This is a genomic window from Paraburkholderia sp. BL18I3N2 (genome assembly GCF_003001875.1).
Lineage (GTDB): Bacteria > Pseudomonadota > Gammaproteobacteria > Burkholderiales > Burkholderiaceae > Paraburkholderia > Paraburkholderia phytofirmans.
On sequence record NZ_PVNC01000018.1, the window covers coordinates 94,564 to 119,031 of the forward strand.

The 24,468-nt window shown below is 65.8% G+C and carries 17 protein-coding genes; 6 read left to right on the forward strand and 11 right to left on the reverse strand.

The features are described 5' to 3' along the window. Positions 1-286: 286 nt before the first annotated feature. Entirely contained in the window at positions 287-1,606 is a 1,320-nt protein-coding gene (locus B0G75_RS31915) for an EAL domain-containing protein (protein WP_258194806.1), read from the forward strand. Here B0G75_RS31915 and arfB read toward each other — a convergent pair. After that, complete coding sequence (gene arfB, locus B0G75_RS31920) at positions 1,603-2,007, reverse strand: alternative ribosome rescue aminoacyl-tRNA hydrolase ArfB (RefSeq protein WP_012432640.1); 405 nt, start codon at positions 2,005-2,007, stop codon at positions 1,603-1,605. The two genes, B0G75_RS31915 and arfB, sit on opposite strands and share 4 nt — an antisense overlap. 153 nt (positions 2,008-2,160) lie before the next feature. Between arfB and B0G75_RS31925 the strand changes: the two genes are divergently transcribed. After that, positions 2,161-2,802 carry a VC0807 family protein gene (locus B0G75_RS31925; protein ID WP_106313990.1) on the forward strand — a complete coding sequence of 214 codons (642 nt, stop codon included), beginning with the start codon at positions 2,161-2,163 and terminating at the stop codon, positions 2,800-2,802. Between the two features lie 23 nt (positions 2,803-2,825). On the opposite strand, the gene B0G75_RS31930 is transcribed toward B0G75_RS31925, so the two are convergent. Genes B0G75_RS31930 through recC form a run of 3 tightly spaced genes read right to left on the reverse strand, consistent with a single transcriptional unit; the run spans position 2,826 to position 11,979 of the window. After that, positions 2,826-4,913, reverse strand: coding sequence for an AAA family ATPase (locus B0G75_RS31930; RefSeq protein WP_106313991.1), 2,088 nt, complete (start codon positions 4,911-4,913; stop codon positions 2,826-2,828). Beyond that, a complete protein-coding gene (gene recB, locus B0G75_RS31935) occupies positions 4,910-8,608 on the reverse strand; it encodes an exodeoxyribonuclease V subunit beta (protein WP_106313992.1) in 3,699 nt (1,232 codons plus the stop codon). Before recB ends, B0G75_RS31930 begins: the two co-directional genes overlap by 4 nt. After that, the gene (recC, locus tag B0G75_RS31940) at positions 8,605-11,979 is read right to left on the reverse strand and encodes an exodeoxyribonuclease V subunit gamma (protein ID WP_106313993.1); all 3,375 of its coding nucleotides are present in this window, start codon (positions 11,977-11,979) and stop codon (positions 8,605-8,607) included. Before recC ends, recB begins: the two co-directional genes overlap by 4 nt. A 227-nt stretch (positions 11,980-12,206) precedes the next feature. Between recC and B0G75_RS31945 the strand changes: the two genes are divergently transcribed. Continuing rightward, complete coding sequence (locus B0G75_RS31945) at positions 12,207-14,765, forward strand: FUSC family membrane protein (RefSeq protein WP_106313994.1); 2,559 nt, start codon at positions 12,207-12,209, stop codon at positions 14,763-14,765. 26 nt (positions 14,766-14,791) lie between these two features. Here B0G75_RS31945 and B0G75_RS31950 read toward each other — a convergent pair whose 3' ends face one another. After that, positions 14,792-15,001: a hypothetical protein gene (locus tag B0G75_RS31950; RefSeq protein ID WP_106313995.1), complete on the reverse strand. Its 210-nt coding sequence runs from the start codon at positions 14,999-15,001 to the stop codon at positions 14,792-14,794. A 202-nt stretch (positions 15,002-15,203) separates the two neighbouring features. Next, positions 15,204-15,677 (reverse strand): Lrp/AsnC family transcriptional regulator, encoded by a 474-nt coding sequence (locus B0G75_RS31955; protein WP_041758868.1) that lies wholly within the window; start codon positions 15,675-15,677, stop codon positions 15,204-15,206. Between the two features lie 237 nt (positions 15,678-15,914). On the opposite strand from B0G75_RS31955, the gene B0G75_RS31960 reads away from it, so the two are divergent. Beyond that, positions 15,915-16,484 carry a cysteine dioxygenase family protein gene (locus tag B0G75_RS31960; RefSeq protein ID WP_106314047.1) on the forward strand — a complete coding sequence of 190 codons (570 nt, stop codon included), beginning with the start codon at positions 15,915-15,917 and terminating at the stop codon, positions 16,482-16,484. 222 nt (positions 16,485-16,706) lie between these two features. On the opposite strand, the gene B0G75_RS31965 is transcribed toward B0G75_RS31960, so the two are convergent. The 4 genes from B0G75_RS31965 to B0G75_RS31980 form a co-directional block, all read right to left on the reverse strand. Further along, the gene (locus B0G75_RS31965; RefSeq protein ID WP_106313996.1) at positions 16,707-19,331 is read right to left on the reverse strand and encodes a mechanosensitive ion channel family protein; all 2,625 of its coding nucleotides are present in this window, start codon (positions 19,329-19,331) and stop codon (positions 16,707-16,709) included. Between the two features lie 178 nt (positions 19,332-19,509). Further along, on the reverse strand, positions 19,510-20,157 hold the full coding sequence (locus B0G75_RS31970) for an NAD(P)-dependent oxidoreductase (RefSeq protein ID WP_106313997.1): 648 nt from the start codon (positions 20,155-20,157) through the stop codon (positions 19,510-19,512). A 144-nt stretch (positions 20,158-20,301) separates the two neighbouring features. Next, positions 20,302-20,757, reverse strand: coding sequence for an Rrf2 family transcriptional regulator (locus tag B0G75_RS31975; RefSeq protein WP_106313998.1), 456 nt, complete (start codon positions 20,755-20,757; stop codon positions 20,302-20,304). Positions 20,758-20,844: 87 nt separating this feature from the next. Then, the gene (locus B0G75_RS31980) at positions 20,845-21,318 is read right to left on the reverse strand and encodes a hypothetical protein (RefSeq protein WP_106313999.1); all 474 of its coding nucleotides are present in this window, start codon (positions 21,316-21,318) and stop codon (positions 20,845-20,847) included. Between the two features lie 305 nt (positions 21,319-21,623). On the opposite strand from B0G75_RS31980, the gene B0G75_RS31990 reads away from it, so the two are divergent. After that, positions 21,624-22,205, forward strand: coding sequence for a DJ-1/PfpI family protein (locus B0G75_RS31990; RefSeq protein ID WP_106314001.1), 582 nt, complete (start codon positions 21,624-21,626; stop codon positions 22,203-22,205). Between the two features lie 141 nt (positions 22,206-22,346). Further along, a complete protein-coding gene (locus B0G75_RS31995; protein ID WP_106314002.1) occupies positions 22,347-22,670 on the forward strand; it encodes a hypothetical protein in 324 nt (107 codons plus the stop codon). 3 nt (positions 22,671-22,673) lie between these two features. Here the strand turns inward: B0G75_RS31995 and B0G75_RS32000 are convergent, their stop codons facing one another. After that, positions 22,674-24,422: an ATP-binding protein gene (locus B0G75_RS32000; protein WP_106314003.1), complete on the reverse strand. Its 1,749-nt coding sequence runs from the start codon at positions 24,420-24,422 to the stop codon at positions 22,674-22,676. Positions 24,423-24,468 lie beyond the last annotated feature (46 nt).

Genomic DNA, 24,468 nt, shown 5'->3' on the forward strand with positions numbered 1-24,468 from the left:
CGGTTTGGCGCGCCGCAAACGGGCGCCAAACTCACGCCGGACGGCCGATTGGCGTGGAGATCGGCATCACCGCGGATATGGCCCCGCCTCTGTGATAACCCGCACATTCACCTGAATTGCAAGCTGTTAGACTGGTTTTGACTAATCCGCCGGAGTCCAGCATGGCTGGCATCGCTCTCCGCGTTCCTGGGCTTTATCCAAGCTGCCCTGCGCACGCGCGGGCCGTGCATCCGTTGCGTGCCGAATTGCCTGGCGCGTCCCGTCACCCGCTTGCAGCGATGTCGCCATGTCCGCTCTCCTACCTGCCTTTATGCCATCAGTCAGCGAATTGACCCTGAGCGGCCTGCTCCCGCATCTGGTCCGGGAGGAGTCCGGCTGGACCGCGACGTGGCGCGCGCTGACTTTGCATAGCGTGTTCCAGCCGGTGCTGTCGGTGACGCACCAGCGCGTGGTCGGCTATGAGGGCTTGCTGCGTGCCTTCGATCCAGTCGGTTTGCCGGTCTCGCCCGACGTGCTGTTTTCCGGCACCCGCTCAGCCGCCGACGCCCGCGAACTCGATCGCATCGCGCGCTGCCTGCATGTGGCCAATTTTATGGAGCAAGGCATCAGCACCGGCTGGCTGTTTTTGAATACGCGCCCGCAGGTGTTCGAAACCGGCTGGCCGCAACGCGCGTTCATCGATGAACTGTCGGCGCACTTCGGTCTGCCGCAGGAGCGCATTGTGATCGAAGTGCTCGAACAGCCCGCCGACGACGAATCCGCGGTCGCCAGCATGCTCGCCGCCTCGCAGCCGCGCGACTTCCTGATCGCGATAGACGACTTCGGAACCGGCTTCTCAAATTTCGACCGCGTGTGGCGCTTCCGCCCGGACATCGTCAAACTCGACCGTTCGCTGGTCGCGCGCGCCGGTAAGCGCGAAGGCGACGACTCGATGATCGGCCATCTGGTCTCGATGCTGCATCAGTCCGGCACGCTGGTGCTGGCCGAAGGCGTCGAAACTGATGAAGAACTGATGATCCTGATGGAGGCCGATGTCGATTTCGTGCAGGGTTTCTGGCTCGGTCAGCCGAAGAGTTCCGTGCAGGCGGCCTGCGCCAAGGTGCCGGTGTTGATCGAATCGATGTGGAGCAAGTTCGCCGACTACGAACGCGAGCATGCCGGCCACCAGCGGCTCGGTTTCGAAGGTTTCGCAGAAGCGGTGCTGAGCGCCGCCGAGACCTATAAGGCCACCGGCGATCTGCGCCAGGCGGCGCAAAAGGTCTGGCATCTGCGCGAAGCGCGCCGCGTGTTCATCACCAACGGGCAGGGTGAGCAGACCCTGCCCTCGGTGACAGCCGCCTCGGTGCCGCCGCCTCCGCTACGGCTCGCGCCGCTCTATACCGATACGCGCAGCAACTGGTCGCGGCGCGCCTATTTCAAGCACGCGCTCGCCGCGCCGGGGCGCGTCGCGATGATGGGTCCGCATTATTCGCTCTCCGACGGTCAGGACTGCTACACCGCGGCCCTCGCGTTCGAGGATAACGGCCCGCATGTGTTGTGCGTCGATTTCGTGCCGACCGCCACGACCGCCGTTGCGCGGCCTTCGGGACGCGGCAGCAAGCGCTAATCGTCCACCCGGCCGCGGCCGGATTTGATCTCACTGCGTTTGGCTTTGCCGTCGAGGCGCCGCAGGTTCGACGCGCGCGTCGGCCGGGTTGCGACGCGCGGCTTGCGCGTCACGCTGACGCTTTCGATCAGTTCATCGAGCCGCGCCAGCGCCGCCGCGCGGTTCATCTCCTGAGTCCGATGCTCCTGCGCCTTGATGATCACCACGCCGTCGCGCGTAAGCCGGTGATCGGATAGCGCGAGCAGGCGCATCTTCAACACTTCCGGCAACGACGAAGCCTGCACATCGAAGCGCAGATGAATGGCGCTCGACACCTTGTTGACGTTCTGGCCGCCCGCTCCTTGTGCGCGCACTGCGGTCAGTTCGATTTCGTTCGGCGGGATGGGATAGCGGGATGTCATGGCGCGAGCTTGAATCGGGAAACATGAGTGTACACAGCGCGCGACCGATCACCGACTACGGACTATCGAGCGCGTCTGCCGATGCGAAAAACTGGTTGCGTCGAAGCGGCCAGTTCATCGATACTGCGTTTTTCGCTTACAGCGTAAATTTACATGAAACTCCGCCCAGGGTTTGTGCTGGAACTGGCCGTCAACTTCCTGTTGCCATGGCTTGCCTACCGGCTTGCGCTGCCGCATCTGGGCGAGACCGGCGCGTTGATCGCGTCAGCCGCGCCGCCGATCGTGTGGAGTTTGATCGAACTCGCGCGTTTCCGGCGCGTCGACGCGCTCAGCGTGCTGGTGGTGGCCGGCATCGTGCTCTCGGTCGCGGCGATGGCGCTCGGCGGAAGTCCGCGCATGCTGCTGCTGCGCGAATCGCTGATATCCGGCGCGATCGGCGTGGTGTTTCTGCTCTCGTTGCCGATGCGCCGCCCGCTGATCTTCTACCTCGCGCGCGCCACCGTCGCGCGCGAAATGGAAGGCGGCGCGGCGCGCTTCGAGGCTCTGTGGCAGGAGCGGCCGGCTCTCGTCAGCGCGATGCGGTTGATGACGCTGGTGTGGGGCGTCGGCCTGACCGGCGAGACGGCGCTGCGTGCGTGGATGGCGCTCACGTGGCCGATCGAGCGCTTCCTGGTGGTCTCGCCGTTCATCGGCTACGGCATTTACGGCGCCCTCACGTTGTGGACGTTCTGGTACCGGAAGACCATGCGCGGCCGGGTCGAGGTGGGCGTGCAGTCGGGTGGCGCGGCTGGTTGAGCGGGTTTGGCGCGAAATGGGCGCTATTCCGCGCCGCGCCACACCTCCGCTATCCGCGCGGCTAACCCCGAGTCGCGCTGTGTCGGCGTCGCAATGGCCTGCGCCAGCACGGCGCGCGCGCCGATCACTTCGACCCGTTCACGCGCGCGGGTGATCGCCGTGTACACCAGTTCGCGGGACAACACCCGGCTGAATACCGACGGCAGCATCAGCACCGCGTGCTCGAACTCCGAGCCCTGCGATTTGTGAACCGTGAGCGCGAACGCAGTGTCGTGCGGCGGCAGCGCCGCCGGCGATACCGCTCGCAAGCCGCCATCGCCGGTCCGGAAATACACGCGCAACGCGCCGCTCGCGCCCGGCAGCGCAATGCCGATGTCGCCGTTAAAGAGACCGAGCGCGTAGTCGTTGCGCGTCACCATCACAGGACGCCCGGCGAACCACTGCGCGCCGACTGCCAGCGTCACACCCGCCGCGCGCCGCACCTGCGCCGCCATCGCCGCATTCACCTGATCGACGCCGCGCGGTCCGGAACGGGTCGCGCACAAAATGCGAAAACGGTTCAACGCGTCGAACAGTGGCAACGGGTCGGGTGTTTCGGCTGCTAGCGCTGTGGCAAGCGCGCCGGCATACGGCGCGAAACCTCCGGCGAGCCGTGCGACGGTGCGCTCGGCAAGCGTCGCGTGCGTGTCTTCGTAAAGCGCCGCTGCGCACGTTTCCGTGGGGTCGGTGCGCAGGACATCGAGCGCGGCGCTCGCCGAGCCATTGCGGATCGCGAGCGACAGACGGCCGATGGGCGACTCCAGACCGAACCGATAGTTGCGCTCGAGCCAGACGACACGATCGGCGAGCGGGTTCTGCACGGGCGACGCTGTGGCTATGTGCAACGGTGGTGGCGCGGCGCTTTCGAAAAGGTCACCAACGGGTAGTTCGTCGGAAGCACGAGTTGAGTCCGCGTGTGCAAGCAGATCGTCGTTAGGCGCATCAGTCTGCGCGAAAAAATCCGTAGGTTCCTCGCCGAAGTCCCGCGACGCGCCTGGCAATGCCTGCGCGAGTTGCGTATCGTCGATGCCGAGCGCGTCGGCTATTCGCTGCAAACCAGCTTGCGTAAAAGCCGGGCGCGCGCTGAGTTCGGCAAAGACCGCACCGGCCTCGACAGCGGCGAGCTGGTCCTTGTCGCCGAGCATCACCAGACGAGTCTGCGGGGCAATGGCGTCGAGCAGATGCGCGGCCATGGCGACGTCGATCATCGACGCCTCGTCAATCACGACCACGTCGTAAGGCAGCGGATTGTCCCGATGATGCCGGAAGCGTCCTCCCGGCCCGGAGCCGAGCAAACGGTGCAAGGTGTACGACGTCTGCGGCAATCGCGCGGCGAGTTCAGGCGGCAAATCGCCGGCCCGCGCAAGCAAGGCCTCCTGCATGCGCTGCGCGGCTTTGCCGGTGGGAGCCGCGAGTGCGATGCGCAGATCCGCGCGTGCATCGAGCAGGCAGGCAAGCACGCCGACCACGGTGGTGGTCTTGCCGGTGCCGGGTCCACCGCTGACGATGGTGAGTTGCCCGGACAGCGCCATGACCGCAGCGACGCGTTGCCAGTCGACTTCGTTGTCCTTCGGCGGACCGAAGTAGCGCAGGAGACGCTCGTGGAGGGTCTGAGCATCGGCCAATCGCTCGACACCCTCACCCGCGCGCGCATGCGCCACCAACGCGCGCGCAAGCCGCCGCTCGTAGTCGTAATAGCGAGCCAGATACAGCCGCCCTTGCCCATCGACCACCAGCGGCCGCAACGCCGCCGAGCTTTGCGAACCGTCGCTCGCCATGCCGCTCGCGAACAGCGCGGCGCGCACTTCGGCGCTCGACGCCTCGAAGCGTCGCGCCAGTAAGGCAAGCGGCACGCACACGTGGCCTTCGGCCGTCGCGCGGCTCGCGGCGAACGCGCTGCGCGCCGCCCACTTGACCGCCTCGGCCGACGCGCCGCCGCGCCGCGCCAGCGCACCGATGCGGCGCGCGAAACCCTCGGCGAGCGCGATACTGAAATCAGCCGGCGCGGGCAGACTCACGCCGATGTCGTCGAGCTCAGGCGGCGCCGATGCGCTCTGTTCGAACGTGCTCATGCAACACCCCCGATCATGGCCGCATCGAGCAACGCAACCAGTTCGAATGCGGGCCGCCGCATATGCACGCCCGCCGGTCCGTCGGCGTCGCGCCAATGCGGACGCACGCCGCGCACGAACAGATACAGGTAGCCGCCGATATGCGTGTCGTACGAATAATCGCGCACCCGCGTTTTCAGATAACGATGCAGCGCGACCGTATAAAGCAGCGCCTGCAGGTGATACGCGTGACTCGCCATGGCCGCTTCGAGCGGCGCGGCGGCGTAGTCGGCAGCGGTGTCGCCCAGATGGTTCGACTTCCAGTCGACGATCCAGAAACGTCCGTCGTGCTCGACGATCATGTCGATAAATCCTTTGACGAACCCACGCAGCACGCCGGGTTCCAGTGCGACGTCGGGATAGCCATGCTCGATCAACAGTTCGCGCAACGCAGGGAAATCCAGCGACGGTGCGGCGAACAGAAACTCGAGTTCGTTCAGGCGCCGGCGCGGGTTCAGCTCGGCGAGCGTCATGCCGGGCTGCAGTTCGGAGGTGACCACGTCTCTGAGCAGGTTGTGCATCATCGCGGGCAGGCGTGCGGCGAGTTCAGGCACAGCCGGCGCCGGACGCTCGCGCAAGGCGCCGCGAATGGCGTCGGTCCATGTATTCGGTTCGGTGAAGTCAGCGAGTTCGAACATGCGGTGCAGACAGTCGCCCGCAGCGGCGCCGCGCGGAAACGCGAGGATGTCGTCCCCGGCGTAGGCCGGCGCCTGCGGCGCGGGCGTGGGCGTGGACGTAACAGCGAGCGCATCGGCAATCTCGTCGTGATCGGGACGCACTTCTTCCACCGGTGCGTGCGTCTCTTCACTCTTACTGCCGGCGGCGATCAGCCCGCTGAAACTCGCCATGCGCCACTGGTCGCGCAACGGCCTGCGATTGGCCCGCGCCTGCATCCGCGCACTGCGGTCCTGAAGGCTTTCGAGCGGCACGCGGCGCGCCGGCTTCGGCAACGCGGCGAGCGTGATCGGGCCGCCCGCCAGTGCCTGCCAACGCGCCGACAAGGCGGTTTCGTCGGGCGGCTCGGCAAGCCAGTCGCCGAAATCATGACCCTCGCCGGCCACGAGCCAGTTCAACACGCTGCGGCGCGACTCCTTCGTGGAGCGCGACGACTGATACGTGCCGGCCACCAGATAGCAGCGGTACACCGCGCGCGTCAACGCCACGTAGACAAGTCGCGCCCGTTCCGCCGCCTGTTCGCGCACTGCGTAGCGCGACGCGTGCTCGGCTTCTTCGTCGTCGCAACCATAGTGCAGCACCGCGTCGCCCGTGTCGTCGTGATACTCGCGCGCATCCGGCAAACCGGACGACGGCGGCTCGCGCAACCCGCCGTCGTTCAGGAACGGACAGAACACCACCGCATATTCGAGCCCTTTCGATTTGTGGACCGTGACGATCTGCACGAGGTTGCGGTCCGACTCGAGCCGCAACTGCGCGTCTTCGCCACCGCCCTGTGTGCGTTGCGCGGCGAGCCAGCGCAAGGTCGGCGCGATGCCGGGCTGCGTGGCAGCGCGCGCCTGGACGAGTTCGGCCAGGTGATTCACGTTCGTCAGACGACGTTCGCCGTCCGCTGCCGCAACCAGGCGTTGCGCGACGCGCAGCTCACGCATCAGCGTGCGCCACATCACCGCGAAGCCGCGCTCATGCCACAGCGTGCGATAGCGCGAGAAACGCTCGACCCAGCCCATGGCGTCAGCGGCGTGCGCGGGATCGTCGGCAACCGATGGCGCGTCGGCGACCTGCTCGAGACGCCACAACGCGGCGGCGTCGAGACCCAGCCAATCGGTGGCCAACGCGGCGCGCAGACGGCGCAGATCGCCGGGTGTATCGACGGCGGCCAGCACGCGCTCGATCTGCTCGGCGTCGAGCGTCGCGAACACGGACGCCTGCGCCAGCTCCACGCTGCCCACACCCCAGGCGGCCAGCACGCGTTTGATCAGACTGCCCTGCTTATGCGTTTGCACCAGCACCGCGATGTTGCCAGGCGCGAGCGGCTCATCGCCGATCGTCACCGCGCCTTCGCGCGCGCCGCGCAGCAGCCGCACGATCTCGGCGGCGCACGCTTCGCTCGCTTCGCGCTGGGCCTCGCGTTTGGTCAACGCGGCTTCGCCTTGCGGCAAGGTCCAGATACGGAAGTCGCCGGCGCTCGCGTCCGGATCGGAGAACGGCGGCCTGCGCCGTTCGCCCGCGCGCACCGGCTGATAGTCGAGACCTTCCAGCACGAACGCTTGCTGGTTGGCTTCGAAAAGCCGGTTGCACGCCTCCACGATAGGCGCGGTCGAGCGCTGATTGACGGCCAGCGTGTAGCACGCCGATGCCGCCTCACGCGCCGCCAGATAGGTATGCAGATCCGCCGCGCGAAAACTGTAGATCGCCTGCTTCGGATCGCCGACCAGAAACAGCGGGCCGGCCGGCGCGAAGATGCGGCTGAAGATCGCGAACTGCAGCGGATCGGTGTCCTGGAACTCGTCGATCAGCGCGGCGGGATAACGCGTGCGCAACGCATCGGCAAGCCAGGGATGCGCCGCGAGCGCACGATACAGGTTGGACAGCAGATCGTCGAACGACACCACGCGGCGCGTGCGTTTGCGCGCTACCAGTTCGGCGGGCGCGTAGTCGAGCCAGGTTTGGACAAGCGAGAGCCAGCGCGCGCGTTGCGCGGCTTCCGCTGCGACCACAGCCGCCGCCAGCGCTTCGGCATGCTCGAAGAACGCATGTTCGGGCGGCTCGAACTTGACCTTGGTGGCCTTCTTCAACGCCGAAGCCGTCAGCTTCAACGCGGCCTTCGGCGGCGGCGCATGACAATCGCCCTGCGCAAAGTACTCGGTCCATGCGGCGATCGCGGCGCTCACATGGTCGGGCTTGTGCGACGTCTTGCTCAGACGGTCTTGCGCCTCGGCCAACAAACGGACGATCGCATCGCGCTCCGCATGCCAGACCTCGCACGCGGCGTCGAACCCGGCTTGCGGATCGGCGCCCGTGCCGCTTGCGTCGACCTTGCCCCAGCGCAACTGCGCCAACGGCTTTTTCAGCCGGCGCGCGAGTTGCTCGTCGAGTGACGCTGGACCGGCACGTTTGGCCACCAGCCACGCGGCGAATGCAGGATGCGCATGCGCCACCGGTTCCACCTGCTCACGCCAGAAGTCGGCCGCCATTTCGAAGCGCAAGGCCGCGTCGTCGGCTTCCATTTCGAAGGCGAACGGCATGGCCGCCGCGAACGGCGCTTCCTGCAACGCGCGCTGACAGAACGCGTGGATGGTGTGGATCGCCGCCTGGTCGAAGGTGCGCAGCGCGCGCCGCACCACTTTCAACGCGTCTTCGCGCGCGATGCCCCGCTCCGGCGCCAGCGTCGTTTCAAAGAGACGGTGGATGAACGGGTCGCCGCCGTCGTCATCCATATCGATGGCGCGATCCAATTCCGCGAGACGCCCGCGAATGCGCTCGTGCAACTCCGCGGTCGCCGCCTTCGTGAACGTGACGACGAGAATCTGATCGGCGTTCAGGTTCTTTTCGAGCAGCAGCCGTACGTATAGCGCGCAGATATTCCAGGTCTTGCCAGTGCCCGCCGACGCCTCGATCTGATTCACGCCGTCGAGCGAACAGGCGAAGACGTCGAGTTCTTCGGCGACCAGCGCGTGATGCTTCATGGCGCCGCTCATGATGCGCTCCGCAGATGTTGCAGGAGCGGCTTGAACACGATTGCGGCGAGACTGCCGAACGGCTCGTCGAGCGTGAGTGGCGTGCCGCGCAATGCGATGCGCAGGGCGGGGTCGTCGGACTCGCCGCGCACGCGGTCGTTGATCCACACGCCCTGCGCCGCGGAATCGCTTTCACTGACTTTGGCCCACGCGCTCTTCGGGAAGAAGCGCAGCGGCAGCATGCGCCCTGCCTTGAACAACGCGGCGAGCGGCGCCAGTGCGTCGAGCGGCGCGGCGACCGGCGCGAGTTCGAAGCTCTCGCCGCTGCCATGCCATACGGTGCGGCGCGGACCGTCCGGCCGCGCGGCGCAATAGACCAGATGCGCGAGCCATGCCGACAGGTAGTCGCGTGCGGTAGGTTTGGCGTAGCGGAAAATCACTTGTCCTGTTTCGGTGAGCAGGTTCAGACTGCCGTGCAATTGCAGCGGCGTTTCGGCGGCTTGCCGAAGCAGCGCGTCATGCGGACCGAACAGCGCGCCGGCAAGCTCCTCGCTCTTGGGCCAGCGCGGCGCGATGTCGAGCACGAACGGCAAACGCTCGACACCCGAAGCCACCTCGCGGCGCACGGCGTCGGCGAGCTGACGCAACGCGCCTAGCTCACGCGCGCGCCACACCGCGCCGGTCGCGCCGCCCGGCAATTCCGGGCTCGCCGCCGCCACGCGGCGCACGCGTTCGAACACGACGTCGTCGTCCGTATCGATGTCGAGCAGCACCGGCAATAGACGGTCCGCCAATGCGTCGCGCCCCGCGTAATCCAGGTCGAACGGCTCGGTGTCGAGTAATTCGCCTTGTGCTTCCGACAACACGATGCCCAGACGGTCGCGCAACAACGCCCGCGCTGGATGACGCCAGAACCGCACGAATTCGTCGAAGGCAATCGGCGCCGGTTCTTCCGGGGGCAATGGTCGATCGAAGAAAGGCGCCACAACGGCGTGCGTGGGCGCGGCCAGCAACGTGGCCAGCTCGGCGCGGTCCGCGTCATAACTGAACAACCCGGATTGAGACGAGAAATAGTCCGACGCGAACGCCTGCAACGGATGATCGACGATGAACGCACGCCGCGCGCGCTCGACTTCAGCGGGACTCGCGCCCTCGCCCGCCGCCGCCTGCGCGAGATGGTCGAGCAATTCGTCGACCAGCGCGGCCGGCGGCAGCGGCGCGTTGTCGCGAATGCTGCGGCCCGTATAGGCGATAAAGAGACGATCGCGCGCGGCGAGCAGCAAGTCGAGGAACAGATTGCGCTCGTCGTCGCGCCGCTGACGGTCGCCGGCTTTGCCGAACGCGGCCATCAGGTCGAACTCGTCGGCGCGCGCGAGACTCGGCAACACGCCGTCGTCCATGCCGAGCAGACAGACGACGCGATACGGCAAGCCGCGCAAACTCGTCAACGAGGAAAACGTCACGCTGCCCCAAGGCACGCCGCCGCGCGCGGGGTCGTCGAGCGCTTCGGTGAGCGCGCCGCGCACCACTGCGGCGGGCATCGCGACTTCTTGCGCGCCGGCTTGCATCGCGTCGCCCATTTTGTCGATCGCATCGCGCATGGCGGCGAGCGAATCGGCGAACTCGACGCCGCCGTCGAAACATTGCGCCAGCGTTTCGAGCAGCAGTTGCGTCCATTCGGAGGGCGTGCGCTCGACCGCGCAATTCGCCGCGAAGCTGTCGATGTCGTCGACGAAACGCGACAGGCGGCCGAGCAGTTCCGCATCCGAGCCGTCGGCGCCTTCGACCGGCAACCACGCATCGACCGGTTCTCCGCCATCCGGCATTGCGTAGCCGAGATAAAGACGCGTGAGCGCATCCGCGAACGTGTGACAGGCGATCGGCACGTGTTCGCCGGTCGGCTCGACGGGCGCGAGCCCGCGACGCGCGCCTGCCGCGGCCAGCCATTCCTGCGCGGCTTCGAGCGAGCTGGCGTCGATGCCGTAACGCACGGCAATCGCATCGACGCGCAGCCATTCGATCAGATCCGGCGCACCCACGCTGCGCTCGGGCAAGGCCAGCCAATCGAGCAGCAGACGCGCAACCGGATTGGCCTGCGACGGCGGCAAGCCGGTAATCCGATACGGAATGCGGCGCGTGTCGCCGGGCGGCGTGGTGCCGAACACGGCGTCGATCAAGGGACCGGCCGCCGCGAGGTCGGACACGGCAACCAGCACGTCGGACGGCTGCAGGTCGTCGAACTCGTCGAACCAGCCGAGCAGACGATCGTGCAGCACTTCGAGTTGGCGCGACAGGCTGTGGCAGACGTGAACTTCGATGCCGCTCTCGATCGGCAATTCGTCGGCCTCAATCTCGTCCTGCAAATTGAGGATGCCGTTCTGCACAGCGGCAAGCCAACTCGGCTCCGGATTCTCCGTGAAATCTCCGACTTCGCCTGAAGCAGCGCTCTCGGTCAACTCGTGCAGCATGTGCAATTGCGCCTGGGTCTGGCGGCCCCACTCGGCGAGCAGTGGATGGCCGACTTCCTGATAGTCGAGCTGGCCGGCGGCGTCGAGCGCTTCGACGCGCCCCGCGCTGACGACGTCGAACCAGAACTCGCGGCACGGATTCATCACGTACAGCCGCACGTCGACCCAACGCGAAAGCGCGCGCAGCAACGCCACATGCAACGGCGGCATGGTCGGCAGCGCGAACACGCTGACCGCTTCGGGCCACTGCGCATTCGAAATCGCCTCGAGGTCGAGCGTGCCGATTTCGTCGAGAAAACGATAAGCGGGCGGCAAGGCGGCCGCGGGCGTTTGCGCGTCGCCGGAGAGTTCCGTGAGCACCGCGCGCCACAATGCCGCTTGCCAAAGCTCATCCTCACGCGCCGCTTCACTCGCGCCGACGAGGCGCGGACCGGTGTCGTCAGCCGCGCCGCTCGCGAAGATCGAGCCGCCCTTCTGCCATTGCAACAGCCACTCCGGGCGATAGGTCAGATAGTGGTCGAGCACGGTGGCCACGCGCCGCGCGAGTTCGTAGCGCATCGACGCGTCCGCCGCATCGAGATAGGTGCGCAGACGCGGCGACGCATTCCAGGGGAGCGCTTCGTCAGCGTCGCTCAGCAGCCGGTAGCAGCGCCACACGAGCCGGTCCGGCGCGAACGGCGAATGCTTCGGCACCTCGATCACGCCGCCGATCTGCGCCCATAGCCATTGCGCGAGATAACCAAAGCTGACATTCGCGCAGATGCCCTGGCGCGCGGCGATATCCAGTTCGAGCCGGCGCCGCACCGCCGCGCTCGGGACGATCACGGGCTGCGCGGTCCAGGGATCGGACGGCGCTTGTGCCAGGTCGTCGAGCAGCGCGCCGACAAGGGTTTCGTAGCGATTCGAGTAGAAGAGCTGGAGCATGGATCCTGAGGCTTGCGGGCGGCACGGGCGGAACGCCACAAGCCGCGACAGACATTGAAGCGACAGCATAACAAACGCATCCCCAGGGCAGAACCTGGCCAAACGGACGAGGTCAGATCAGCCATGAAATCAGTTAGACTCGACGGCAGTTCGGGGCAGACCCGGGGCTGCCCCGGGGTCTGTCCCATCAACCGCGGTTTTCTCAGTGAATGGAATCCAGGCAGTCGATGCGCTATTCGGTTGAAATAAAAAAATTCCTCTACAGCCAGTACTTTTATGGCGGCCTGCGCATCGCGGTTGGCGTGTCGTTACCGGCGGTACTGTGTCTGATCGTGTTTCACGACCGCGAGCTCGGCTTCACGATCGCGACCGGCGCGCTCGGCGCGTGCGTCGTGGATATGCCGGGCCCGCTCAAGTACAAACACAACGAGATGCTGGCGTGCACGGTGATCGGTTTCCTGTCCGCGCTCGCCACCGGGCTCGCCACGGTGAACGCGGTGGCGCTGTGGTGCACGGTCGTGCCGCTCACCTTCCTGCTGTCCCTGATCGTCGTGTACGGCAACCGCTGGCCGCAGATCAGCTTTGCCACGCTGTTCATGATGATCATGACGCTGGAAGAGCACTTCACGCCCATGCAGGCGCTCGTCAATGCGTCGTGGATTCTGGTGGGCGGCCTCTGGTACACCTACTGGTCGACCTTCGTGAGCCGCTGGATGATGCATCGCATCGAACAGCAGGCGCTGGCCGAAAGCGTGTTCGCGTGCGCCGACTATCTGCTGGCGCGCGCCGAGTTCTACGACCTGGATAACGATCTCGACGAGTGTTATCGCAACCTCGTCGACAAGCAGATCACGGCGGTGGAGCGCCAGGACGCCGCGCGCGACATCGTGCTGCGCAATCTGCCCAAGTTCAAGAGCGGCAAGCTCGAACCGCGCCGCGCCATGCTGTTCAATCTGTTCATCAACACGGTCGACCTGCACGAACTGTTCGTGGGTGCGCATACCGATTATCCGTTGGTACGCACCACGTTCGGCGGCTCCGATCTGCTGGTGTTCTACCGCGATCTGATTCGCAAGGCGGCTGCCGATCTGGAAGAGATCGGCCTCGCGGTGCTGCAGAACCATGCGCCGCGTGGGCGCGTGAACGTGAAGGCGGAATTGCGCGCCATCGAGTTCGAAATCGAGCTGATGCGCAAGCAGGATCTGCCGGCAAAAAACCACGAAGCTTATTCGGCGATCTCGTCGACTTTCCGGCGCGTCTGGAGCGCCACGCGACTGATCGACAAGATGCGCAAGAGTCTCTCGAGCGAGCCCAGCACGAGCGAGACCGAACTGCGGCTCGACCAGGCGCTCACGCGTTTCGTATCGAGCCGGCGCGTGCCGTTTGGGCAAATCTTCTCGAACCTGACCATGGCCTCGCCGAGCTTCCGTCACGCGTTGCGCGTGACGATCGCAGTCGCCGTGGGCTTCTGGCTCGGCCGCCTGCTGCCGCTCACCAACGCCTACTGGATCGTGATGACCACCGTCATCATTCTGAAGCCCGGCTATTCGCTGACCAAACAGCGCAACGGGCAGCGGATCGTCGGTACGCTGATCGGCTGCGCGGCGAGTATCGCGCTGATGATCTTCGTCAAGGAACCGCACATCCTGCTGGTGGTGATGTTCGCATCGATGGTCATGAGCTACAGCCTGCTGCTGTTCAATTACACGGCGAGCGTGGTGTTCACCTCGTCGTATGTGCTGCTCATGTTCCATCTGCTCGCGCCGGGCAGCATGCGCATCATCGGCGAGCGCGCGATCGATACCGTAGTGGGCTGCGCGATCGCGATCGCGGCGAGCCACCTGTTCCCGTACTGGGAATATCGTTTGATGGGCAAGCTCGTCAACAACATGATCAACGCGACGCGGCAGTATCTGGAAGCAAGCTGGTGGTGGAGCGGCAAGCCTGCGGCCGCGGTGGTGGCGACCGTGACCGAAGCCGGGGCGCGTGCGCCGGCGGCGGCGATGGCCGATCCGGCGATCGACTTTGGTACGCCGGTGTTGGCCGCGGCTAGCGGTGGGGCACGCGGTGGCAGCGGCAGCGTTGCAAGCGGTCGCGCCGGCGCTGGTGCAGGCGGCAGCGCAAACGCTGGCGCACACGGTGTCGCTAATGCGGCGGCTACCGCGTCCGTCGACGCAACAACAAAACCGCTTGCCGACGCCGGCGCCAGCGCGGGCACGACCACCGTCAGCAATCCGACCGCGAAGCCTGTCTCCGGCGCCTCCGCGGCCGCCGCAGCGGCCGCGACCGCACTCGATCGCGACTACCGCTACCGGCTCGCCCGCAAGAACGTTCACGTGGCGTTCGCCAATCTGGGTCAGGCATTTCAGCGCATGATGCTCGAACCGAAGTCCGCGCAGAAGTTCGTGCCGGAGCTCAATGGGCTGCTGGTGCGCAGCCACGTGCTCGCCTCGCAGATCACCGCGGCGGCGCCGCTCTTGCGCACTTCGGCGCAACAGCAGGTCGACGGCGTCTCGCTACAGCCGCTGCAACGCGCGCTGAGCGTCGTGCGCGACAATCTCACCGAAGCTGAGACCGGCACCGCGCCGGCCGCCGATCAAAGCGAGCAGATCAAACTGCTGGGCCGCGAGCTCGATGCGATGGTGGTCGAAACGGAGAAGTCGCCGGACTATTCGGCCGATGCCGTGCATGACATGAAATTGCTCGCGCATCAGTGCAAGCAGATGCTGTCGGCGGCGGCGCAGATTCGCAAGGATGCGAGCGTGATTCGTCTGCCGGACGAGTGAAATGGCGCGTGAACGTGCACGTCGCCCTACTGGGCCGCGCCGCTTGCCGGTTTGGCGGCAGTGGCCGCTGCGGCCGCATCCGATGAGATCGACGGCCCAGCTGCATTCTGCGCGTCGAAATCGTGCTTTTCCTTGATGGCGTTATAGAAGAGCGTGGCGATCACCAGCAATACCGCGACCACGATGAAGACAGCAATGCCAAAGGTCGGGTTCTTCTTGCGCGGCGGTTTGTTCATGAGGCGGGCTCGGTTCGCGAGGCAGTCGCGGATGGTGTCTGGGAAGGCGGCATTCTACGCCCACTGAGTTTGCACACGGCTTGCAGTGGGCGGCCGTAGCGGCATGGACTTGCCAGCTTGCCGGGAAGCCGCAACTGCTGCCAGGCGTGCCATACGGTTCGCTGTCTAAAGAGCAGCAAACGACGCACCCGCTGCCTTCCATCTACCTCACCACAGCGGGCCGCACCGGCAGCGCCGTTGAATACTTGATCTGCTCCATCGCAAAACTCGAACTCACGTCATACAGCGGCACCGCGGCGATCAATTGCTTGTAGACACGGTCGTAGTCGTCGATATCGGATACCACCACGCGCAGCAGGTAATCGGTTTCGCCGCTCATCCGGTAGACCTCCACCACTTCCGGAATCTCCTGCACCGCATGCGTAAAGGTTCGCGCCCACTCCTCCGTGTGCTGGTTGGTGCGTACCGCGACGAACACCGTCGTACCCACGCCGAGTTTGCGCGCGTCGCAAAGGGCGACCTGGGCCCGGATCACGCCCGCCTCTTTCAGACGCTGCAGCCGCTTCCAGCAAGGCGTTTGCGACAGATTCACACGTTGCGCCAGTTCAGCGATCGGCATGGTCGCGTCCTCCTGCAGCAGCTCCAGCAGCTTCCGATCGATGATATCCATTCCCATCATGACACCCCCATAGGAAATTATTCTACTTTTCAGATTCCAGGGGGAATTATATGGAAACTCTTTCTCCAGGCAAACCGGTATAAATATCGCTATCCGAAAATAACCAATGAGCAGCTCAACCGCTGCCTGATCAACATGAGCCAAGACCTCCGCTCCGCATCCCTCGAACGCCTTCCAGCCCAACGCTTGCAACCCGTCAAAACGGCTCAGGCGGGCTTGCGCGAACAAGTGGACGTGCTATTGCGCGCCGCGCGCAACGCGCCGCTCGCCCGCCTCTGCGATGCCCTGGATGCGATATTCGACGCCTGTGCCCATTTCCCCGAACCGTCGCATTCGACGTTCTTCGCGCGCAGCATGCGCATCGCGCTCGCCGACGCCGCGGCGAACCCCGATTTGCTCACGGCGGCGCAGCGTGAGGGCTCGGTCGAGAAGTACCGGCGTCATCTGCTGGCTGCCGATCCGCACGGCCGCTATGCAATCGCCGCGCTGGTGTGGCTGCCGCAACAGGCGAGCCCCGTCCATGCGCATCACACGTGGTGCGGCTACGCGGTGGTGGATGGCACGCTGAGCGAAACGGTTTTCGAATGGAACGGCGCGCAGCATTGCGCGAGCGCAACGCGTACGCAGGCGCGCAAGCCGGGCGCCGTGTCGTTCGTGCGTGGCGGCCGCGGCGGCATTCATCAGTTGGGTAATCGCAGCGAGGCACCGGCCGTTTCGCTGCATATTTATGGCGTCGCGGGCGCGCAGATCGCGACGCACGTCAACGACATCGTGCGTACGGCGAACGTGCCGGCGCTGGCCTGAAACGACACGCGTCGCGGGCGCCCGGTGCGCGGCCGCCTGCGAACCTTGTAATACGCAAAATCCGCGAAACAGGCACGCCTGGCGCGCCCGCTTAAGCTCACACATAGCGTGAGCCGCGAAGCCTCGTAGCAAGCCGGACATCCACATGTACCGTGTGCCCTCGACACGCTCGCATGCACACGACGCGGGCACAAAAGACCAATTTCCCGCTCCCGGCAGCCATCAACTTTTCCCAGCCGCCTCACCCGCCGTCGGAATCTGTGGCGGAATCGGCGCGGTTTCCCCGGTCGGCGGCGGCGCCGGCCGCGGTTCATGCGACACATCGCGCGCCACGGCGAGCGGCGCATGCACCGCCCGCGCCGCGGAAGCCGCTCCGGCGTGCGCATGCTCATGCGGATGCGGCGCGAATCCCGACACTTCGTCGTCCTGCAAAGGCTGCCCTTCACTATCTTTCGACGACGTATACACGCGCATCTGCGGCACCGGAATTTCGATGCCCGCTTCGTCCATCTTGAGCTTCAGACGCAGATTGAAGGCTCGCGCCACGCTCCATTGCTGCAACGGCCGCGTCTTGATCTGCCCTTTCACGACCATCCAGTTCGGATCGAAACGGTCCAGCCCCCACACCTCGATCGGTCCAAGCATCTCGCGCCGGTAACGGAAGTCGGCCATCAGATCGGCGCCGACTTCGCGAATCAGTTGCGTGATCTGATCGACGTCGGTGGTGAACGACATGCGCACTTCGAACACTGCATACGCGAAGTCGCGCGACAGATTCTTGACGATCTTGATCTGCGAAAACGGGATCGCATGAATGGCGCCCTGACCGTCGCGCAGCCGCACGGTACGGATCGACAGATGCTCGACCGTGCCGGCATGGCCGCCGTCCACGTCGATCCAGTCGCCCACCGAAATCGTATCTTCGATGATGATGAACAGCCCCGTGATCAGGTCGGTCACGAGCGACTGTGCGCCGAAGCCGATCGCGAGGCCGATCACGCCGGCGCCCGCCAGCAGCGGCGTGACATTGATGCCGAGATTCGCCGCCGTGACGATGCCGGCGATCGTCATGATCGAGACCAGCAGCACGTTGCGCACCAGCGGCAGCATCGTGCGGGCGCGCATGCTCGGCGCGCGCGCCTTGTTGCGCGGCCCGGCGGGATTGAGCGCCTCGGTGATCGCCGTGTCGACCAGAATCCACAGCAGCCAGGCAATGAACACAGTGGCGACGATCGCCGTCACCGCATGCGCGATACCGCGCGCGGCGACGTTTTCCTCGACCACCGCGGCGAGCGAAACACCCCACAAACGCGCAGCAAGTTCGAAGAAGAACAGCCAGATGAAGAGCGTCAGCAGCGTGCCGAAAAAGCGCAGCAAGCGCGTCAGATACGGCGAGCGGCGACGCGTGCGCGCACTGCGCGGACGCGTCAGACGCAACACGACGGCCGACAGGAAAAACGCCAGCACCAGCAAGGCCGCGGTTACCACTGAAATCTGCAGCACGTTTTCGCTGGAACCCGAACCGCCGAGCGTGGCGACCACCGAGGCGGTGGCCAGCACCAGCACGGGCACGTGCCACAGCGCGGCGAGCACCTCGAAGGCGTCGGTGGCGGCCTTGTGATTGGTGCGCTGCTCGTAAGGGCGATTGCGGATCAGATGCGCGACCGGCCGGCGAAACGCGAGCGCGAAATAGCCGGTAAGCACGGCGGCCGTCATGTTGGCCGCCGTCGAAATCAGCGCGGCGAGGTTCGATCCGAGTTGATGCGCGACGTCGTAATTGACGGCGGCGTCGCCGAGCGCGCCGCACACGCCCACCACGAACAGCACGCGCCGCGCATGATCGATCAGCAGGCGCACCGCGATCCGCCGATGCCCCGAGCCGAACAGCGAAAACATGATCAGACAGATCGCCGAAAACACCGCGCCCGCGACGATCGCATATGCGACCACCATGCCGAGCGTACGGCCGAGCGCGTCGGGCATGGCGCGCACGAACAGCAACGCGGCCACGAAGGCGATGATCCAGGGTCCGACGCGGCGCAGCGCGAAGATCAGCAGTTCGCGCGTGGTGGGATTGGGCTGCAGTCCCATGACAATGCCGAAGCGCCGGTACAGGCGGTGCTGCACATAGATCAGCGCGCCGGCGCAGGCACCCCAGCCGGCCAGCATTGCCGCCATCGAAAACAGAACCCGGCCGAAGCTCTCGTGCCCCTGCCCCGAAATGATCGTGTAGAGCTCGTTGCCGGCCGCATTGAAGCGGCCGCCCCAATAGCGGACCGGCGTGCGGCCCTGATGCACGTCGGATTCGAACGAGGCGATGCCCGACGCGATCGCGCCAAGCAGGCCGGGGCTCGGTTGCGCGGGCGCCGGTGGCGCGACGTTTTTCGACACGTCGCGCAACTTTTTGAGCTGGGCGACGAGCGCGGTGCGCTGGCGGTCGTTGTCGAGCGTGGAGATCACGCTGTCGAGGGAGTGCGCCAATTCCGCCTGACTCGCCGGCGACGGCGCGGACGCCGCCTCCGCCGCCGAAGCGCCTGAAGCGGAGGACGCGGGCGTCGCCGAGACGGTCGCGCTGTTGATCAGGCTCTGCAAGGCCGGAATGACGGGCGTGCTGGTGGCGGCGCCGGCGGCAAACGCGTTCGCGGGCAACCAGCCGACACACAGGATCAGCGCGACAAAAACCGCGGCCGCCCATGCGGCGAACCGCGCGGCGAGTGGCGGGCGCGCGCCACGGCGGGCGTCGCATGCGCTACGGTCAGAAGAAAAATGAAAGGCGGCGTGGGTCGCCGGCTGCCCGCCGTAGGACGGCGCAGCCTCGGACTCACGCCGCGACGGGCATGACTGCATGGCAATCCGTAAGAAAACGGGAGACGCCAGTGTATCCGCAGTTTTATCGGGAGCGACCGGACTTGCGTAACCGAATGTTAGGACGCTTGCGTGCGCTCAAGCGTTGTGAGGACCGCACGCGAGTCCCGACGTCGCGCTGGCAGCTCCCGCGCACGGCCCGTTCAGCCTCGTTTCAGGCTCAATAGGCGACCGTTGCGATCTGACGGATGAAACGGCCCTGCTCCAGTTCATCGACGAAAGCAATGGCGTAATCTTCCGCGGAAATGCGGCTATTTCCCTCGGCGTCGGCCAGCAGCGCGTTCGCGCCCGTGCGGAACTTGCCGGTGCGCTCTCCCGGCGCGATGATCGCGGCCGGCGCGAAGAAGGTCCAGTCGAGGTCGGTAGCGCGGCGGTAGTCGTCGAGTACCTTCCGATGCTCGAGCGCGATCGCCTTGTAGGCGTCGGGAAAGCCCTCCGAATCGACCAGTTGCTTGCCAGGCGCCACTTCGAGCGAACCCGCGCCGCCCACCACGACGAGGCGCTTCAGGCCCGCCGCGCGCACGCCTTCAATAAGCGCGTGAGTCGCTTTGCCGAGCGCCGCGAGATCGTCTTGCGGCGGCGCATAGGCGCTCGCCACCACGTCGTGACCGCGCACCGCGGCGCCGACGCTCGCGGCATCGAGCAGATCGGCTTGCGCCGCTTTCAGGTTCGCCACATCGGTGGGCACACGCGCCGGATTGCGCGCCAGAGCCGTCACCTGATGCCCGCGGCGGGCGGCTTCGGCGGCGATACGCGAACCGATCATGCCGGTGGCGCCGAACAACGCGATCTTCAACTGTTTGCTCATTTTCACTGCTCCTGTCATGGGCTTATATGTAACCATATTGATTACATATAACGAGGAAAAAAGAGGGGCTTGAGCCCCCGTTCGTTGAGAGGCGCGTGTCGCGATCGACCGCCACGCGCCCTTCCGTACTGCTTTTTTGCTATGTCACCCGTGCGAGCGCTTCTTGCGTTCGCGCTGCTTCTCCGCACGCACCACGTCAGCCGTGGCATCGGCCAGCGTGCGCGCGCCGAGCGCGGCTTCCATGGCTTGCTGCGCTTCGTCGATTATGCCGCGCAGTACGCCCTGGATATTGCGTCCGACCATGCACGCGGGATTCGGCTCCTCGCGATGCAACGCAAATAACTGCGCGTCGTCTACCGCACGATACACCTCGAGCAGCGTGATCTGCTCCGGCGCCCGCGCCAGCAACGCGCCGCCGCCCGCGCCGAGCTGCGAGGTGGTGAGGCCCGCTTCCGCCAGCATGCTCAAAAGCCGCCGGATCAGCGCGGGATTCGTATTCACGCTGCCTGCGATCATCTCCGACGATAAAGGCGCGCCTTCCTGCAACGACAGCAGCGCGAGCACATGCACCGCGAATGCAAACCGGCTACTCGTGTTCACAACAAACCCGCCCGGCGACGACAATGTGTAACCATAGTAATTACATTTAGTCCGACTGTCAAACGATGTGGCGATCCAGCCGGCACGTCACTTGTCCATCTGCTTTTGCGCATCACCCGACTCGCCCGATGACGAGGAAGCCGCAGCATTCGTCGACGACGCCGAGCTTTGCACCGACCATTCCTGGAGCTTGCGCCCCGCCGATTCAAGCCCCTGCCCGGTCAGCGCCGCGGCCTTGCCGAGCTGCGCATTGGTGGCGCTCGCCGCGCTCTGCAGATTCGCTTGCGCAGTCGAAGCCAACGCGTTGGGATCGATATTGATCGTGGGCGCCGAGGCCGAGTCGAGGTTCTGCTGCGCGGCGGACTTGGTCGCGTCGACCTGCTGGCCGACGTAGCTGGCCGCCTGATCGAGCTTCTGACCGGCGACCTGGGCTGCGTCGTTGAGCTTGCCGGCGACCTGCCCGGCGGACGCGTCGTTCTTCTGACAGGCGGCGAGGCCGCCGAACACGACGGCAACGAACGCGGCACGGCGCAGCAAGGATGAACGGATGGATGAAATCATGAGTGTGTATGAGCCGCGTCGAGCGGCTTCCGCATGCGAAAACGCGCCAATGATACGCCGTTGCGCTGCACGCGCGTCTTAACCGGCATCTGGAAGCCCGTTCGCTCTCGACTGCGGCACGCGCTCAGCCTTGTGCCGGCGCTGAGTTCCGCGGAGACGAGGCGCACGCCTTCGATCGTGTCCATTGCATGATCCGTCGCGGTTCTGTCAAACGTAGTGGAGTAGACTGCGTGAGCTTATGAACGTCGATGACGTGAGCGTCAAAGAGCATTCGCTGTGTTCCGTTGATCAATTGGAGGCATACGATGGCGGCAAAGAAGATTCTGTTTCTGACCGGCGACTTCGCCGAGGATTACGAAACGATGGTGCCGTTTCAGGCGCTGCAGGCAGTCGGCCATGTGGTCGACGCGGTCTGCCCGAACAAGAAGGCGGGCGACCGGATCAAGACCGCGATTCACGATTTCGAAGGCGATCAGACTTACACTGAAAAACCCGGCCATCAATTCACGCTCAACGCCACTTTCGACGACGCCGACCCGCGCCAATACGACGCGCTGGCGATCGCCGGCGGCCGCGCGCCGGAGTATCTGCGGCTCAATCACAAGGTGATCGAGCTCGTGCGGCAATTCGCCGAAGCCGGCAAGCCGATCGCGGCCGTTTGCCACGCGGCGCAATTGCTGGCCGCCGCCGACGTGATCCGCGGCAAGCGCATTTCCGCCTACCCGGCCTGCGCCCCCGAAGTGAAGCTCGCGGGCGGTGAATACGCCGACATTCCCGTCGACGCCGCGATCACCGACGGCAATTTCGTCACCGCGCCTGCGTGGCCCGCACATCCCGAGTGGCTGCGTCAATTCCTCGTGCTGCTCGGCACGCGCATCGAACTCTGATTTGTCTGCCTGATCCATCGGCGAGCGCGTTGTCCTTCGGCAACGCGCGCTCGCTAAAACTCGCCTGAATTGAGAGTAGTCCGATAGTTCGTAGGGGAAGGCTTTCCTATAGTCGCCGGCTGACTTAGGAGAGTTTTTTCAATGGAACTGACCGACTGGATCGTCACGCTCGCCGTCGTGTTGATGGCAATTGCTTTTTTCTGCGGACGCACGCCGGCCAACTGGTCGTGCGAAAGCCGCGCGCGCCGTCTGGCGGGCACGCGCATGCTGGCTCAGGCCGCGTGTTCGGTATGGGCCGCGCTGCTGATCGCCGCGCGCGGCCTCTTTGTGCTGGACGGGCTGCCCGGTATGCGCCCGGCGCCGCTGGAAGCCCTGACGGGCGTTGCGATCCTGATAGCCTGCGGCTGCTACTGGTCGATTCGCGGCAGCAGACTGCTCAAGCCACGCCGTCTCTTTACCGCGTAACGGCTACGGCGCACTGACGCCGGGCCGCGCGTCCGCCGCCTGCGCGGCGTCGCCATCGCTTCCCCTCCTTCGATCGCGATCTTCCAGGCCGGGGCGGGCATCGCGAACGGCTTGAACACTCGTCACCGCCAGTGGCGCCGGCGTGCCGACGGCCTGCTGCGCAATCCGCGCCCCGGCTTCAGGCAGCGACAGATAGAACGTCGTGCCCACACCTTCTTTCGACTCCGCCCACACACGTCCGCCGTGCCGCTCCACCACGCGGCGCACGAGCGCGAGTCCGATGCCCTCACCCGCCGCCACGTTGCCGTGCAAGCGCTGAAACGCGTTGAATAGCCGCGGCAAGGCGACCGCCGGAATGCCCAGGCCGTTGTCCCGCACGTAAAAGATCCGCAGCGAGTGCACGCCCGGCGGTGCCGGCGTCGTGCCGATCTCGATCCGGCCTTCCCGCGACGGGTCCAGATAATTCACCGCGTTGCCGATCAGGTTCGCGAACACCTGTTCCAGCGCGGTGGGGTCGCCCCACACGGCGGGCAATTCGTCCACGCTGACCTGAGCGCGGCGCGCGCGGATCGAGCCTTGCATCGCGTCGATGACGCGCGGCACGATATCGCGCACCTCGACCTTCTGCTGCCGGTACTCCACCCGGCCGACGCGCGAGAGGCGCAACAGCGCGTCGATGATGTGCGAAGCGCGCAGCACCGCCGTCTGCAGGTAGTGCAATGCTTCGCCGATGTCCTCGTCGACCACTCGCTCGATGCGCTGCCGCGTCTGCGCCGCGAGCGACGACTCGCGCACGGCGGCGCGCAGTTCGTCGCACGAGCGAATCAGTTCCTTCGAGAAGCCTTGCAGGTTCACCAGCGGCGCACGCAGATCGTGCGACACGCTATAGACGAACATTTCGTTTTCCTGGGTCTGCTGACGCAAGTTCTCGTTGATCCGCGCCAGTTCGCCGGTGCGGCGCGCAAGATCGGCCCGGAAGCGCGCCTGGATACGCTCGGATTCAAGCAGGCGCCGGCTGGTCTCGTGCAAGGTCAGATCGAGGCGCGCAATCTCGTCGTGGCCGGGGCCGATCGGCGCCAGCGGTTCATTGCCCGCGAGGCGCCCGGCGTTGTCGGCGAGGACCGCGAGCCGGCCGCGCACGCCGCGCGTGAACAACCAGACGGCCAGCGCGACGAACAGCAAGGAGCCGAACACGGCCGCCACCACCAGGGTTTGCTGCCGCTCGCGGGCGGCGTCGGCGGCATTCGAACGCAGTGTATCGAGACGCCGCTCTTCCGCCTGGAACGCCGCGACTTGCTGACGAAAACGGTCGAGCACATCTGACGGCGCGAGCTCGCGGAAGCGCGCGAGCACGTCGCGCCGCCGGCCCGAATGCAGCATGTCCTGGATGCGATCCGACCATTGCCGGTAAGCCTGCACCGACTGACGGACCTGAACCACGCGCTCGACTTGCGCCGGATTGTCGGCGACCAGTTCGGCCAGTTGATCGATGCGCCGGTCGACGTCCACCCACACCGACACCGGCGTGGAAAAACGGGCGTCGTTGGCAAGCACCGCGCCGCGCAGCGCCACCGACTCGCCCAGCACCGGATCGAGAATCGCGCTGGTCTGGCGCAGCACGTCCTGGCCATGGATGGCCCAGCGTTCGGCCTGTGCCGCATCCGATTGCGCCTTGACCAGTCCGGACAATAGCGCCAACTCGAAGAGGGCCGGAATCGCGATCAGCAACAGGCCTTTGGTGGTCAGTCTCATGCGTGCGCATTGGGGGTCGGTGGCCCTGCAGATCATGCTCGGGGAC